At 60.4% G+C, this 14,828-nt stretch carries 16 protein-coding genes and 1 pseudogene; 10 read left to right on the top strand and 7 right to left on the bottom strand.

All coding sequences use genetic code 11. The features are described 5' to 3' along the window. Positions 1-72 precede the first annotated feature (72 nt). Positions 73-1,566, bottom strand: coding sequence for an aldehyde dehydrogenase (locus tag DYL59_RS11715; protein ID WP_135289322.1), 1,494 nt, complete (start codon positions 1,564-1,566; stop codon positions 73-75). Between the two features lie 230 nt (positions 1,567-1,796). On the opposite strand from DYL59_RS11715, the gene DYL59_RS11710 reads away from it, so the two are divergent. Continuing rightward, positions 1,797-2,159, top strand: coding sequence for a cupin domain-containing protein (locus DYL59_RS11710; RefSeq protein ID WP_135289321.1), 363 nt, complete (start codon positions 1,797-1,799; stop codon positions 2,157-2,159). A gap of 71 nt (positions 2,160-2,230) precedes the next feature. On the opposite strand, the gene rpmG is transcribed toward DYL59_RS11710, so the two are convergent. Beyond that, positions 2,231-2,386, bottom strand: a complete 156-nt coding sequence (gene rpmG / locus DYL59_RS11705) for a 50S ribosomal protein L33 (protein ID WP_003176906.1) — start codon at positions 2,384-2,386, stop codon at positions 2,231-2,233. Between the two features lie 11 nt (positions 2,387-2,397). Beyond that, a complete protein-coding gene (gene rpmB / locus DYL59_RS11700; protein ID WP_003176907.1) occupies positions 2,398-2,631 on the bottom strand; it encodes a 50S ribosomal protein L28 in 234 nt (77 codons plus the stop codon). Between the two features lie 458 nt (positions 2,632-3,089). On the opposite strand from rpmB, the gene DYL59_RS11695 reads away from it, so the two are divergent. Beyond that, positions 3,090-4,682, top strand: a complete 1,593-nt coding sequence (locus tag DYL59_RS11695) for an ABC transporter substrate-binding protein (protein ID WP_135289320.1) — start codon at positions 3,090-3,092, stop codon at positions 4,680-4,682. A gap of 28 nt (positions 4,683-4,710) precedes the next feature. Here the strand turns inward: DYL59_RS11695 and radC are convergent, their stop codons facing one another. Further along, on the bottom strand, positions 4,711-5,385 hold the full coding sequence (gene radC / locus DYL59_RS11690) for a RadC family protein (RefSeq protein ID WP_135289319.1): 675 nt from the start codon (positions 5,383-5,385) through the stop codon (positions 4,711-4,713). A gap of 138 nt (positions 5,386-5,523) precedes the next feature. Here radC and coaBC point away from each other — a divergent pair, with 138 nt between their 5' ends. From coaBC to argB, 4 genes and pseudogenes are all read left to right on the top strand, one after another. Then, the gene (gene coaBC / locus DYL59_RS11685) at positions 5,524-6,732 is read left to right on the top strand and encodes a bifunctional phosphopantothenoylcysteine decarboxylase/phosphopantothenate--cysteine ligase CoaBC (protein WP_135289318.1); all 1,209 of its coding nucleotides are present in this window, start codon (positions 5,524-5,526) and stop codon (positions 6,730-6,732) included. 5 nt (positions 6,733-6,737) lie between these two features. Next, on the top strand, positions 6,738-7,193 hold the full coding sequence (dut, locus tag DYL59_RS11680; RefSeq protein WP_135289317.1) for a dUTP diphosphatase: 456 nt from the start codon (positions 6,738-6,740) through the stop codon (positions 7,191-7,193). Positions 7,194-7,433: 240 nt separating this feature from the next. Continuing rightward, positions 7,434-8,855 (top strand): annotated as a pseudogene (locus DYL59_RS11670) (phosphomannomutase/phosphoglucomutase); the annotation flags it as partial. Between the two features lie 19 nt (positions 8,856-8,874). Continuing rightward, the gene (gene argB / locus DYL59_RS11665) at positions 8,875-9,780 is read left to right on the top strand and encodes an acetylglutamate kinase (RefSeq protein ID WP_016975925.1); all 906 of its coding nucleotides are present in this window, start codon (positions 8,875-8,877) and stop codon (positions 9,778-9,780) included. 186 nt (positions 9,781-9,966) lie between these two features. Here the strand turns inward: argB and pyrE are convergent, their stop codons facing one another. Continuing rightward, entirely contained in the window at positions 9,967-10,611 is a 645-nt protein-coding gene (pyrE, locus tag DYL59_RS11660) for an orotate phosphoribosyltransferase (RefSeq protein ID WP_021492595.1), read from the bottom strand. An 82-nt stretch (positions 10,612-10,693) separates the two neighbouring features. Between pyrE and DYL59_RS11655 the strand changes: the two genes are divergently transcribed. Then, entirely contained in the window at positions 10,694-11,473 is a 780-nt protein-coding gene (locus DYL59_RS11655) for an exodeoxyribonuclease III (protein ID WP_003195493.1), read from the top strand. Between the two features lie 58 nt (positions 11,474-11,531). Here DYL59_RS11655 and DYL59_RS11650 read toward each other — a convergent pair whose 3' ends face one another. Continuing rightward, the gene (locus DYL59_RS11650; protein ID WP_135289315.1) at positions 11,532-11,900 is read right to left on the bottom strand and encodes a DUF4870 domain-containing protein; all 369 of its coding nucleotides are present in this window, start codon (positions 11,898-11,900) and stop codon (positions 11,532-11,534) included. Positions 11,901-11,922: 22 nt separating this feature from the next. After that, positions 11,923-12,645, bottom strand: a complete 723-nt coding sequence (rph, locus tag DYL59_RS11645) for a ribonuclease PH (protein WP_017735760.1) — start codon at positions 12,643-12,645, stop codon at positions 11,923-11,925. 219 nt (positions 12,646-12,864) lie between these two features. On the opposite strand from rph, the gene DYL59_RS11640 reads away from it, so the two are divergent. From DYL59_RS11640 to rpoZ, 3 genes are all read left to right on the top strand, one after another. After that, entirely contained in the window at positions 12,865-13,728 is an 864-nt protein-coding gene (locus DYL59_RS11640; RefSeq protein WP_135289314.1) for a YicC/YloC family endoribonuclease, read from the top strand. Positions 13,729-13,738: 10 nt separating this feature from the next. Beyond that, positions 13,739-14,359 (top strand): guanylate kinase, encoded by a 621-nt coding sequence (gene gmk / locus DYL59_RS11635; protein WP_016975930.1) that lies wholly within the window; start codon positions 13,739-13,741, stop codon positions 14,357-14,359. Between the two features lie 167 nt (positions 14,360-14,526). Further along, positions 14,527-14,790, top strand: a complete 264-nt coding sequence (gene rpoZ, locus DYL59_RS11630; protein WP_003176920.1) for a DNA-directed RNA polymerase subunit omega — start codon at positions 14,527-14,529, stop codon at positions 14,788-14,790. Positions 14,791-14,828: the final 38 nt, after the last annotated feature.

Genomic DNA, 14,828 nt, shown 5'->3' with positions numbered 1-14,828 from the left:
CATCTGGTACTGATACACCGCATTCGCGAGCAAGCCCGCTCCCACATTTTTACCTGCGGTGAGCCCTGAAAGTTACAGCTTGATCCAGGTCGATTTCAGCTCGGTGTACTTGTCGAACGCATGCAGCGACTTGTCGCGGCCATTGCCCGACTGCTTGAAGCCACCGAACGGCGCGGTCATATCGCCACCGTCGTACTGGTTGACCCACACGCTACCAGCACGCAGGGCCTTGGCAGTCAGGTGCGCCTTGGAGATATCCGCTGTCCACACCGCTGCGGCCAGGCCGTAGATGGTGTCGTTGGCAATGGCGACCGCTTCTTCGGCACTGTCGAAGGTGATCACCGAAAGGACTGGACCGAAGATCTCTTCCTGGGCGATTTTCATGGCGTTGGTCACACCGTCGAAAATCGTCGGCTCCACGTAGGTACCGCCGGTTTCTTCCAGGGTGCGCTTGCCGCCCGCCACCAATTTGGCACCGTCGGTGTGGCCGGCTTCAATGTAGGACAGCACGGTATTCATCTGCTGGGTGTCCACCAGGGCGCCCACATTGGTGGCCGGGTCCAGCGGGTTGCCTGGCTTCCAGCCTTTGAGGGCTTCGATCACCAGCGGCAGGAATTTGTCTTTGATGGAGCGCTCCACGAGCAGACGCGAACCGGCAGTGCAGACCTCACCCTGGTTGAAGGCAATGGCGCCAGCGGCAGATTCGGCGGCGGCCTGCAGGTCCGGGGCGTCGGCAAACACGATGTTCGGGCTCTTGCCGCCAGCCTCCAGCCATACGCGCTTCATATTCGATTCGCCGGAGCGGATCAACAGCTGCTTGGCGATCTTGGTAGAGCCGGTGAACACCAGGGTGTCGACGTCCATGTGCAACGCCAGCGCATTGCCCACGGTATGGCCATAGCCCGGCAGCACGTTGAACACGCCTTTTGGAATACCGGCTTCCACCGCCAGTGCAGCGATACGGATGGCAGTCAGCGGAGACTTTTCGGACGGTTTGAGGATCACCGAGTTACCGGTGGACAGCGCTGGCCCCAGCTTCCAGCAGGCCATCATCAGCGGGAAGTTCCACGGCACAATGGCCGCCACGACGCCGACAGGCTCGCGGGTCACCAGGCCCAGCTGATTGTGTGGCGTTGCTGCAACTTCGTCGTAGATCTTGTCGATGGCCTCGCCGCTCCAGCTCAGGGCATTGGCTGCGCCGGCCACGTCAACATTGAGGGAATCGCTGATTGGCTTGCCCATGTCCAGGGTTTCAAGCAGCGCCAGCTCTTCGGCATTTTCCTTGAGCAGCGCGGCGAAACGGATCATGGCCGACTTGCGCTTGGCCGGCGCCAGGCGCGACCAGACACCGGAATTGAAGGTAGCGCGGGCGTTTTCCACGGCGCGCTGGGCGTCGGCGGCGTCACAGCTGGCTACCTTGCCCAGCAGACGGCCGTCGACCGGGCTGATGCATTCGAAGGTGTCACCGGAGGCTGCGGCGGTGTATTCGCCATTGATGTAAGCACGGCCTTCGATCTTCAGATCCTTGGCGCGTTGTTCCCAGTCGGCACGGGTCAGGGTGGTCATGCGGGTGTCCTCCTCTTATTGAATACAAGGGCCAGGCGATGTCCCCCGGCAGCCTCAAAGAATGCTTGCCCCGCCAGCCTGCTGTTCGGCTCAAGGCAGGTGCCACCCTAAACCAGCCGCTGGGGATGTTTCAATATATTTGACATAACCCCGGGATACGCCCTTGCGATGTTCATTTTAATAAACATAGACTTTGGGCTCTTCAACCGCAGGCCAGACGGGACACGCACATGAGCATCCAGGACATCGTCGACTTCAGCCAAGCCAACACCGCCCCCGACCGCTACCGCCCTGCTGCGGAAAAAATCCTCAAGGGCGACCCTGAGCAAACGATCTACAACCACTACAACAGCCCGTGCGGCCAAATGAGCGCTGGGGTGTGGGAGGGAGAGGTCGGGCACTGGAAGGTCAACTACACCGAACACGAGTACTGCGAAATTGTGCAGGGTGTGTCTGTGCTGAGGGATGCCGAGGGTAACGCCAAGACCCTGCGCGCCGGCGACCGCTTCGTGATCCCGGCCGGGTTCGTGGGCACTTGGGAAGTGCTGGAGCCGTGCCGCAAGATCTACGTGGTGTTTGAACAGAAGGCCTGACCGGCAAATCACAGGCAAAAAAAAGCCCGACTCGTGAGAGACGGGCTTTTTTTCACAAGGAAGAAAATCAATTACTTGATTTTGCCTTCTTTGTAGATCACGTGCTTGCGAACGCGCGGGTCGAACATTTTCTTTTCGAGCTTGTCCGGGGTAGTACGCTTGTTCTTGTCGGTAGTGTAGAAGTGACCAGTACCGGCGCTAGAGATCATTCGAATCAATTCACGCATGATAGAGCTCCTTAGATCTTGCCAGCGGCACGGATTTCGGCCAGCACGACAGTGATGCCACGCTTGTCGATGATGCGCATGCCTTTAGCAGATACACGCAGGCGAACAAAACGTTTCTCTTCTTCAACCCAGAAGCGGTGATGCTGCAGGTTCGGCAGGAAACGACGACGGGTTTTGTTATTTGCGTGGGAAATGTTATTCCCAGTCACCGGACCCTTACCGGTAACTTGACAGACTCTCGACATGCCTCAGCCCTCTAAAACCACATGCCCAACCCGGCATGGGTTGGCCGCTTAATCTCTCAGTCATTTGGCGCCAGGCGCCGCGTTTCTTTAGGGTCTTACCGGCTACACCTACAAGCGAAGGAACCGGGCCCCTAGAAAAGAGCGCTGCTTTATACCAGAAAGACCCCAGTGCAACAACAGCCCGTGTGTTTTTACCGGCGTAAATCTAGGCAAAACACACCTGAACCGTTGCCAGGAGGGGCCGCTGTCACAGCCGACCACTCGTCGCACAGAATGATTTACAGCGCCCACCCGCGCAAAAAAATGCACGGCGGAACGCGCTGAGGCGCCATGAAAACAGCATTTGAAGCAAAAGCACAGGCAAAAATGGGCTAGTCATTTATCAATCAGACCTCTACGGTAGGCCTTTTCCAGACTGCACTCGCAGATGGGCCTTCGATCTGCAAAGGAAACCGAACATGCGCCTCGCTGCCCTACCGCTGTTGCTCGCCCCTCTCTTTATCGCGCCGCTGGCCTCTGCCGCCAGCAACTTGAGCGTTTGCACCGAGGCCAGCCCCGAAGGGTTCGATGTGGTGCAATACAACTCGCTGACCACCACCAACGCCTCGGCCGATGTGCTCATGAACCGCCTGGTGGACTACGACGCGGCCAGTGGCAAGCTGGTGCCCAGCCTGGCGGACAGCTGGGAAGTTTCGCCGGACGGCCTGACCTACACCTTCAAGCTGCACCCGGATGTGAAGTTCCACCGCACCGACTATTTCACCCCAAGCCGCGCCCTTTCCGCCGAAGACGTTCGCTTCAGCTTCGAGCGCATGCTCGACCCGGCCAACCCGTGGCACAAGATCGCCCAGAGTGGCTTCCCCCACGCGCAGTCGTTGCAATTGCCGACGCTGGTCAAGAAAATCGACGCCCTCGACCCGCTGACCGTACGGTTCACCCTCGATCACGCCGACTCCACGTTCCTTGCCGCGCTGAGCATGGGCTTTGCCTCCATCTACCCGGCGGAATACGCCGACAAGCTGCTCAAGGCCGGTACTCCCGAAAAGCTCAACAGCCAGCCAATCGGCACCGGGCCGTTTGTTTTCTCGCGTTTCCAGAAAGACGCTGTAGTGCGCTACAAGGCCAACCCGGACTACTTCGCTGGCAAACCGGCTGTGGATAACTTGATCTTCGCCATCACTCCGGATGCCAACGTGCGCCTGCAGAAATTGCACCGCAATGAATGCCAGATCGCCCTGTCGCCCAAGCCGCTGGATGTGGGCGAGGCCGAGAAGGACACCGCACTCAAGGTCGAGAAAACCGCAGCCTTCATGACCGCATTCGTGGCCATCAACAGCCAGCATCCACCGCTGGACAAGCCCGAAGTACGTCAGGCAATCAACCTGGCGTTCGACAAGGCCAGCTACCTCAAGGCTGTATTTGAAGGCACCGCCGAAGCCGCCAATGGCCCTTACCCGCCCAATACTTGGAGCTACGCCAAGGATTTGCCGGGTTATCCACAGGACCTGGCCAAAGCCAAATCCCTGCTGGACCGTGCCGGTCTCAAGGACGGCTTCAAGACCACGATCTGGACACGCCCCACCGGCAGCCTGCTGAACCCCAACCCGAACCTCGGCGCCCAACTGCTGCAGGCAGACCTGGCCAAAATCGGCATCCAGGCCGAGATCCGTGTGATCGAGTGGGGCGAGCTGATCCGCCGCGCCAAGGCCGGTGAGCACGACCTGCTGTTCATGGGCTGGGCCGGCGACAACGGCGACCCGGATAACTTCCTGACCCCGCAGTTCTCTTGCGCGGCGGTGAAGTCCGGTACCAACTTCGCCCGCTACTGCGACCCGGCGCTGGACAAGCTGATCAGTGCTGGCAAGACCACCAGCGAGCAAGGGGTACGCAGCAAGCTGTACCAGCAGGCCCAGGCGCAGATCCAGCAACAGGCGCTGTGGTTGCCGCTGGCTCACCCAACGGCGTTCGCTCTGGCACGCAAGACTGTCGAGGGTTACCAGGTAAGCCCGTTCGGCCGCCAGGATTTCTCCAAGGTCAGCATCAAGCCCTGAACCTGTGCCCCGCCCTGATCGGGCGGGGTTACATCCAGCCATATTCCGCCATCGACAAGGGGTCACCGTCGCCCACGATGATGTGGTCCAGCACCCGCACATCCACCACTTCCAGGGCTTTTTGCAGCAACTTGGTCAATTTTCGATCAGCTGCGCTGGGCTCCAGGCTGCCGGAAGGATGGTTGTGACACAGGATCAGCGCCGCAGCGTTATAAGCCAAAGCGCGCTTGACCACTTGCCGGGGGTAAACCATCGCCGCGTCGATGGTGCCCTGGGACAACGCCTCGAACCCAAGCACCCGGTGTTTTGAGTCCAGAAACAGGCAACCAAAGGTCTCGTGGGGCTCATGACGCAACAGCGCCTTGAGGTAATCCCGCACCGCCACCGGGCTTTCCAACACCGAATGGCTGCGCAGCCGCTCGGCCATGTGGCGCCGGGACATTTCCAGCACCGCCTGCAACTGGGCAAACTTCGCCGGCCCCAGGCCCAAGTGCTGACTGAACTGGGTCTGGCTGGCCTCCAGCAACGGGCGCAGGCCGCCAAACTGCATCAGCAGATGGCGCGCCAGGTCTACGGCGCTCATGCCGGCAACGCCGGTGCGCAGGAAAATCGCCAGCAATTCAGCATCCGAAAGACTCGCCGCCCCCCACTCCAACAGCTTCTCCCGTGGCCGCTCGGCCACCGGCCAATCGCGAATACTCATCCCACCTCCCTCTCCATATGCGCCATGTGCACCGCTGTTGCCTGGCGGACGCTGTGTTATCGTAGGCCCTCTTTTTTGCGTGCGATTTCACCTGGGGAGGGGGCATCGCAGGCGTCACTGAACTGGAAAGGCAAACCAATGCAGCGTCTGTATCGGAAACGCATCGTTCTCGGCGTCGGCGGCGGCATTGCCGCCTACAAGAGCGCAGAACTGGTTCGCAGGCTCCTGGACCAAGGCGCCGAAGTGCGCGTGGTCATGACCCGCGGCGGCAGTGAGTTCATCACCCCGCTGACCATGCAGGCCTTGTCCGGCCACCCAGTTCACCTGGACCTGCTGGACCCGGCGGCCGAAGCGGCCATGGGCCACATCGAGCTGGCCAAATGGGCCGACCTGGTGCTGATCGCCCCGGCTACCGCCGACTTGATCGCCCGTCTGGCCCAAGGCATCGCCGACGACCTGCTGACCACCCTGGTATTGGCCACCGACGCCACCGTCGCCATCGCACCGGCCATGAACCAGGCCATGTGGCGCGACCCGGCCACCCAGGCCAACACCCAGTTGCTGCAAAGCCGTGGCCTCAAGGTTTTCGGCCCGGCATCCGGCAGCCAGGCCTGCGGCGACGTGGGCATGGGCCGCATGCTTGAAGCCAATGACCTGGCGCTGTGCGCCGCCGAGTGCTTCCAGCACCTGGCCCTGACCGGCAAGCATGTGCTGATCACCGCCGGTCCAACCCAGGAAAACATCGACCCGGTGCGCTACATCACCAACCATAGCTCAGGGAAAATGGGCTTTGCCTTGGCGGAAGCGGCGGTCGAGGCAGGCGCGCGCGTCACCCTGATCACAGGCCCGGTGCATTTGCCCACCCCTGATCGGGTCACGCGAATCGACGTAGTCAGCGCCCGCGACATGCTGGCGGCCTGTGAAGCGGCCATTCCCTGCGACCTGTTCATCGCCTCGGCAGCGGTTGCGGATTACCGCCCGGAAGTCGTAGCCCCGCAAAAGCTCAAGAAAGACCCTACAAGCGGCGACGGCCTGCTCCTGCAAATGGTGCGCAACCCGGACATCCTGGCCACCATCGCCACCCGTCCGGATCGCCCATTCAGCGTCGGTTTTGCCGCCGAGACCGAGCATTTGCTGGACTATGCCGCACGCAAATTGAAAGACAAAAACCTCGATCTGATCGTTGCCAATGATGTCGCCAACCCGAGCATCGGCTTCAACAGCGAGGAAAACGCCTGCAGCGTGATCGACCGCGACCTGCAGGCCACCCTTTTCGCCCAGACCAGCAAGGGCAAGATTGCCCGCCAACTGATCTCTTTTATCGCCCAACGGCTGAACCAGGTTTAATTTCCATGCACGCTTTGCAAGCCAAGATCCTCGACCCCCGCATCGGCAACGAATTCCCCCTGCCGGCCTACGCTACCCCAGGCTCTGCCGGCCTGGACCTGCGCGCCATGCTGAAGGAGGACACTGTCCTTGAGCCGGGCCAGACCCTGCTGATTCCCACCGGCCTGTCGATCTACATCGGCGACCCGGGCCTGGCGGCGCTGATCCTGCCGCGCTCGGGCCTGGGCCACAAACACGGCATCGTGCTGGGCAACCTGGTGGGCCTGATCGACTCGGACTATCAGGGCGAGCTGATGGTGTCGTGCTGGAACCGTGGCCAGACCGCATTCAATATCGCGGTCGGCGAGCGTATTGCACAGTTGGTGCTGGTGCCGGTGGTACAGGCGCACTTCGAACTGGTCCAGGAATTCGATGAAACCCAACGCGGCGCAGGCGGTTTCGGGCATTCCGGCAGCCACTGACTACGCTGAACCTGGCCGGGCGCCGTTGCCCGGCCTGACGCCACCGCAAGGCTTTTCAGGACGAAGAATGCGCGGACTTAATCAGCGAGATTTCCCCATTGAAATCAATGAATTACGCAGACAAAAAGACGGAGCCCAAGCTCCGATGGCATTTTTGCACCACGAACTCTCTGCCAAAAACACCGTCATACCCTTCAGTTTGAGCCTGCCGGTCAGTCACATTCAGACCAGCCTTGCCCCCTTCAGATGGAGTTTCCCCCCGCGATGAGTACCGCAGCCCGAGTAGCCCCGACATTCCCCGACAGCATCTTTCGCGCCTACGACATCCGTGGTGTGGTGCCCAAGACCCTGACTGCCGAAACTGCCTACTGGATTGGCCGCGCCATCGGTTCCCAAAGCCTGGCCCAGGACGAGCCCAACGTATCGGTCGGCCGTGACGGTCGCCTGTCCGGCCCCGAGTTGGTGGAACAACTGATCCAAGGCCTGGCCGACAGCGGCTGCCATGTCAGCGACGTCGGCCTGGTGCCTACCCCTGCGCTGTACTACGCCGCTAACGTGCTGGCCGGCAAGTCCGGGGTGATGCTCACCGGCAGCCATAACCCGTCGGACTACAACGGCTTCAAGATCGTCATCGCCGGCGATACCCTTGCCAACGAACAGATCCAGGCCCTGCACAACCGCCTCAAGACCAACGACCTGACCAGCGGTAAAGGCAGCATCACCAAGGTCGACATCCTGCAGCGCTACTCCGATGAAATCACCCGTGACGTCAAGCTCGCGCGCCGCCTCAAAGTAGTGGTGGACTGCGGCAACGGCGCGGCCGGCGTGATCGCCCCGCAACTGCTCGAAGCGCTGAACTGCGAGGTAATCCCGCTGTTCTGCGAGGTTGACGGCCACTTCCCCAACCACCACCCAGACCCAGGCAAGCCGGAAAACCTGGTGGACCTGATCGCCAAGGTCAAGGAAACCGGGGCTGACGTGGGCCTGGCCTTCGACGGCGACGGTGACCGCGTGGGCGTGGTGACGGAGACCGGCGAGATCGTGTTCCCGGACCGCCTGCTGATGCTGTTCGCCCGTGATGTGGTAGCACGCAACGCCAACGCCGAGATCATCTTCGACGTGAAGTGCACCCGCCGCCTCACCCCGCTGATCAAGGAATACGGCGGCCGCCCACTCATGTGGAAGACCGGTCACTCGTTGATCAAAAAGAAAATGAAGGAAACTGGCGCCCTGCTGGCCGGCGAAATGAGCGGCCATGTGTTCTTCAAGGAACGCTGGTTCGGCTTCGATGACGGCATTTACAGCGCCGCTCGTCTGCTGGAGATCCTCAGCAAGGAAAAATCCACGGCCGAGGAGCTGTTTCAGACCTTCCCGAATGATATTTCTACGCCAGAGATCAATATCCATGTGACCGAGGAGAGCAAATTCAGCATCATTGACGCACTGCACGATGCGCAATGGGGCGAAGGCGCCGACCTGACCCTCATTGATGGTGTGCGAGTCGATTACGCCAAAGGCTGGGGCCTGGTTCGCGCGTCCAACACCACACCGGTGCTGGTCCTGCGTTTCGAGGCGGATACCGAGGCTGAGTTGCAGCGCATCAAGGACGTATTCCACGCCCAGTTGAAACGTGTTGCCCCTGATCTCCAATTACCGTTCTGATTTTTTACCGGAGCCCTGAATGACCCTCGAACGCGAAGCCGCTGCCAACACCGCCAAGGTCCTGTCCGAAGCGTTGCCCTACATTCGACGCTACGTCGGCAAGACGCTGGTGATCAAATACGGCGGCAATGCCATGGAAAGCGACGAGCTGAAAACCGGCTTTGCCCGCGACATCGTGTTGATGAAGGCCGTGGGGATCAACCCTGTGGTGGTTCACGGTGGTGGCCCGCAAATTGGCGACCTGCTCAAGCGCTTGTCGATCGAGAGTCACTTCATCGATGGCATGCGCGTCACTGACGCGCAGACCATGGACGTGGTGGAGATGGTCCTCGGCGGCCAGGTGAACAAGGACATCGTCAACCTGATCAACCGCCACGGCGGCAGCGCCATCGGCCTGACCGGCAAGGACGCGGAGCTGATCCGTGCGAAAAAACTGACGGTCACCCGTCAGACTCCGGAGATGACCCAGCCAGAAATCATCGACATCGGCCAGGTGGGCGAAGTGGTGGGCGTGAACACCGACCTGCTGAACCTGTTGGTCAAAGGTGACTTCATCCCGGTGATCGCGCCAATCGGCGTGGGCGCCAACGGTGAGTCCTACAACATCAACGCCGACCTGGTGGCCGGCAAGGTGGCCGAAGCGCTGAAGGCTGAAAAGCTGATGCTGCTGACCAACATCGCAGGGCTGATGGACAAGGAAGGCAAGGTACTGACCGGCCTGACCACCCAACAGGTGGACGAACTGATCGCCGACGGCACCATCTATGGCGGCATGCTGCCCAAGATCCGCTGCGCGCTGGAAGCCGTGCAAGGTGGCGTTGGCAGTTCGCTGATCATCGATGGCCGCGTACCGAACGCGGTATTGCTGGAAATCTTCACGGATACCGGCATGGGTACGCTGATCAGCAACCGCAAGCGTCCTTAAACACCGAAAACCAAAAAGCCCCCGCTCAATTCAATTGAGCGGGGGCTTTTTATTTGTACGCGGTCCAAATGTGGGAGCGGGCTTGCTCGCGAATGCGGAGTGTCAGTCACTGGATATGTTTCTGACCCACCGCATTTGCGAGCAAGCCCGCTCCCACACAAGCCCTCTTATACAGAGGGACCGATGTCAGACGCCAAACTGCTCGCGGTATGCACGAACCGCCGGCAAATGCTGCTTGAGCTGCGGGTCATCTTCCAGGAACTGCAACACCTGGTTCAACGACACGATGCTCACCACCGGAATACCAAAATCACGCTCCACTTCCTGGATCGCCGACAATTCACCATTGCCACGCTCCTGGCGGTTCAACGCGATCAGCACACCGGCAGCCTTGGCGCCATCCTGGGATGCAATGATCTGCATCACTTCACGAATCGCCGTGCCTGCGGTGATCACGTCGTCGATGATCAGCACATCACCGGTCAGCGGCGCGCCCACCAGGCTGCCGCCTTCGCCATGGGCCTTGGCCTCTTTACGGTTGAAACACCATGGCAGATCCCGCCCGTGATGTTCGGCCAACGCCACGGCCGTCGCGGCCGCCAGGGGAATGCCCTTGTAGGCTGGACCGAACAGCACGTCGAAGGAAATACCGCTTTCAACGATGGCTGCCGCATAGAAACGACCCAGCTGAGCCAGGGCCGAACCCGAGTTGAACAAGCCTGCATTGAAGAAGTACGGGCTGGTGCGCCCGGACTTGAGGGTGAACTCACCGAAGCGCAAAACGCCGCGATCGATGGCAAAACGAATGAAATCGCGTTGATACGCCTGCATGAAAAAAGCCTCAGATACCACGGATTTAGCTAATTAGTTAGACGGCGTGTATCATACACGCACGCGATTTTTGGGGCCATTTATGCGGATCATCAGTGTGAACGTTAATGGTATTCAGGCTGCAGTCGAGCGTGGTTTGCTCAGTTGGCTGCAAGCCCAGAATGCCGACGTCATCTGCCTGCAGGATACCCGCGCCTCCGCCTTTGAACTGGACGACCCAGCCTTCCAACTGGATGGCTACTTCCTTTATGCCTGCGATGCCGAAGTGCCCACCCAAGGTGGCGTGGCTTTGTATTCGCGGTTGCAACCCAAGGCGGTCATCAGCGGCCTCGGCTTCGAGACAGCCGACCGCTACGGGCGCTACCTGCAAGCCGATTTCGATAAGGTCAGCATCGCGACCTTGCTGCTTCCTTCGGGGCAGAACGGCGATGAAGACTTGAACCAGAAGTTCAAGCTAATGGACGATTTCGCCCGTTACCTGGATAAACAGCGGCGCAAACGTCGCGAGTACATTTATTGTGGCTCGCTGTACGTGGCGCAACAGAAGCTGGATATCAAGAACTGGCGCGACAGCCAGCAATCCCCGGGCTTCCTGGCGCCGGAACGGGCCTGGATGGACGAGATTGTCGGCAACATGGGCTATGTGGATGCCCTGCGCGAAGTCAGCCGTGAAGGCGACCAGTACAGCTGGTGGCCGGATAACGAACAGGCGGAAATGCTCAACCTGGGCTGGCGCTTCGACTACCAGTTGCTGACCCCTGGTCTGCGCCGGTTCGTTCGCAGTGCACGCCTGCCGCGCCAGCCGCGTTTCTCGCAGCATGCGCCGCTGATCGTGGACTACGACTGGACACTGACCATCTAAGGTCTTTTTCCAGGTACAAAAAAACCGACATCGCTGTCGGTTTTTTTGTGGGCGTTCATTATTTGACCAATCGCCAGGTCAAGGGATAGCGATAGGCAACCCCCTTGTTGGCCTTGATGCCACCAATGATGGTCAACACCAGGGTGGCGATCACCAGCACGATCATCAGGAAAAACCCGATCACCGCGAAGGCCAGCACCATGGAAGCAATCCAGGCGATGGCTACGGTGATCTGGAAGTTCAAGGCCTCCTTGCCCTGGTCATCAATGAACGCATCCTTTTCCTTCTTGAGCTGCCACAGGATCAGCGGCCCGATCACGCTGCCGAACGGGAACACAAACCCAAGGAAGGCCGCGAAATGACACAACATCGCACCCTGGCGCGCTTCATAGGAAGGCGTGGACGCTGGCAATTGACTGTCACTCATGGCGTTTCTCCTTGAGGCCGGCTCAGTCGGCCAATGCGGCGTTTTGCAGTTCGAAGATCTCGGTCATGCCCTTCTGGGCCAGGGCCAGCATGGCGTTCAGCTCGGCAGGCTGGAATGGCGCGCCTTCGGCAGTGCCTTGCACTTCGATGAAACCACCGGTGCTGGTCATCACCACGTTCAGGTCGGTCTCGGCGGCCGAGTCTTCCAGGTAGTCCAGGTCCAGCACAGGCTCGCCCTGGTACATGCCCACCGATACGGCGGCAATCATTTGCTTGAGCGGGTCGCCGCCTTTCAGGCCGCCACGCTTCTTGATCACTTTGAGTGCGTCAACCAGGGCCACCATGGCGCCGGTGATGGACGCGGTGCGGGTGCCGCCGTCAGCCTGGATCACGTCGCAGTCGACGTACAGGGTCACGTCGCCCAGCTTGGACATGTCCAGGGCTGCGCGCAGGGAACGGCCGATCAGGCGCTGGATTTCCAGGGTGCGCCCGCCTTGCTTGCCACGGCTGGCTTCACGCTGGTTACGCTCGCCAGTGGCGCGCGGCAGCATGCCGTATTCGGCAGTCAACCAACCCTGGCCCTGGCCTTTAAGAAAGCGCGGCACGCCGTTTTCGACGCTGACAGTGCAAATAACCTTGGTATCGCCAAACTCGACCAGTACAGATCCCTCGGCGTGTTTGGTGTAGTTGCGGGTGATGCGGATCGAGCGGAGCTGATCGGCAACGCGACCACTTGGACGTTTCATAGGGGATACCTGTACTGAGGACGAAAAACTGCCGAGCATTATAGAGCCGCGAGCCGATTCGGGGCACTTCTAAAAACTCGGTAACGATTGGCCGGGTTTGGGCGCACTCCTCTCACTGCGCTACAATCCTGCGCCTTCAGACTGTAGGAGCAAGCTCGCTCCTACAAAAAAGCCTAACCATCAGCCCGTGTTTGCGGGACTGCAACGCGAGGTACCTCCATGGTGCACAGCATGACCGCCTTCGCCCGCGTCGAAAAAGCCGGCGTCCAAGGCACCCTGAGCTGGGAACTGCGCTCGGTCAACAGCCGTTACCTGGAGCCGCACCTGCGTCTGCCGGAGTCATTCCGCGACCTCGAAGGCGCCGTGCGCGAAGCGCTGCGCCAGGGTATCTCCCGCGGCAAGCTGGAATGCACCCTGCGCTTTACCGAAGAAACCACCGGCAAGGCCCTGCAGATCGACCGCGACCGCGCCGCACAGTTGGTGGCCGCCGCCGAGACCATCGCCGGCCTGATCAAGCAGCCTGCCGCGCTGAACCCGCTGGAAGTGCTGGCCTGGCCCGGCGTACTGGTGGGCGACGCCACCGACCCGCAAGCCCTCAACGCCGAAGCCCTCGCCCTGTTCAACCAGGGCTTGAAGGAACTCAAGGCCGGTCGCGAGCGCGAAGGCGCCGAGCTGGCTCGCCTGATCAACGAGCGTCTGACCTCGATCGAGGAAGACGTGGTCACCCTGCGCGAACTGGTGCCACAGATGCTCGCCACCCAGCGCCAGAAGGTTCTCGACCGCTTCACCGACATGAAGGCCGACCTCGACCCGACGCGCCTGGAGCAGGAAATGGTCCTGCTGGCACAGAAGAGCGACGTCGCCGAAGAGCTCGACCGCCTGAGCACCCACATCCTCGAAGTGCGTCGCGTGCTCAAGTCAGCCGGTGCCGCCGGTCGGCGCCTTGACTTCCTGATGCAGGAACTCAACCGCGAAGCCAATACACTGGGCTCCAAGGCTTTCGACCCGCGCAGCACCCAGGCTGCGGTCAACCTCAAGGTGTTGATCGAGCAGATGCGCGAACAAGTACAGAATATTGAGTAAGGCAACTTCCATGACCCACAGCACCGGCACCCTTTACATCATTTCCGCCCCTTCGGGCGCGGGCAAGAGCAGCCTGGTCAAGGCCCTGACCGACGCTGACGAGCAGATCCGCATCTCGGTCTCCCACACCACCCGCGCCATGCGTCCGGGCGAGGTGAACGGCGTGCATTATCACTTCGTGGAGCGCACCGAGTTCGTCAAGATGATCGAACACGGCGACTTCTTGGAGCGCGCCGAAGTGTTCGGCAACCTCTACGGCACCTCCCAAAGCCATCTGCAGCAGACCCTCGACGAAGGCCACGACCTGATCCTGGAAATCGACTGGCAGGGCGCCGAGCAAGTGCGCAAGCTGATGCCACAGGCGCGCTCGATCTTCATCTTGCCGCCCTCGCTTGAGGCCTTGCACCAGCGCCTGACCAACCGTGGCCAGGACAGCGACGAGATCATCGAAGGCCGCATGCGCGAAGCCGTCAGCGAAATGAGCCATTACGTCGACTACGATTACCTGATCATCAACGACGATTTTGCCCACGCACTGGATGACTTGAAGGCGATTTTCCGCACCAATCAGCTCCAGCAAAAGCGCCAGCAGCAGCGTTTCGGCAAATTACTCGCCGAATTGCTCGGCTGATTGGCACTTCCCAAAACCGCTGCAAGGGCTTTACATTGGCGCTTGCAGCGGTTTTACGAAGGCTCTCGAAAAATCAGCGCTTCCCTAAACGCTGGTGATTTTTTAAACTGCTCAGTCCGCTCGCCCAACCGGGCAGCGCGCATCTTGCATTCGCTCCGAGGAATACCATGGCCCGCGTAACCGTTGAAGACTGCTTAGAACACGTGGATAACCGCTTTGAGCTGGTCATGCTCTCTACCAAGCGTGCTCGTCAACTGGCCACTGGCGGCAAAGAGCCCCTGGTCCAGTGGGAAAACGACAAGCCTACCGTTGTAGCCCTGCGTGAAATCGCTGAAGGCCTGATGAGCTACGAGTTCATCGCCAACGCTGAAATCGTTGAAGACGAACCGCTGTTTGCCGCGTTCGAGGACGAGTCCAACGAGGCCGTCTAAGCCTATGCCTGGTCGACGTAGCACGGCGCGGGGTCAAC

The organism is Pseudomonas kairouanensis (assembly GCF_004682055.1).
GTDB lineage: Bacteria > Pseudomonadota > Gammaproteobacteria > Pseudomonadales > Pseudomonadaceae > Aquipseudomonas > Aquipseudomonas kairouanensis.
The sequence above is the reverse complement of the archived record's forward strand: the minus strand, read 5'-3'. Positions and strand labels throughout refer to the sequence as shown.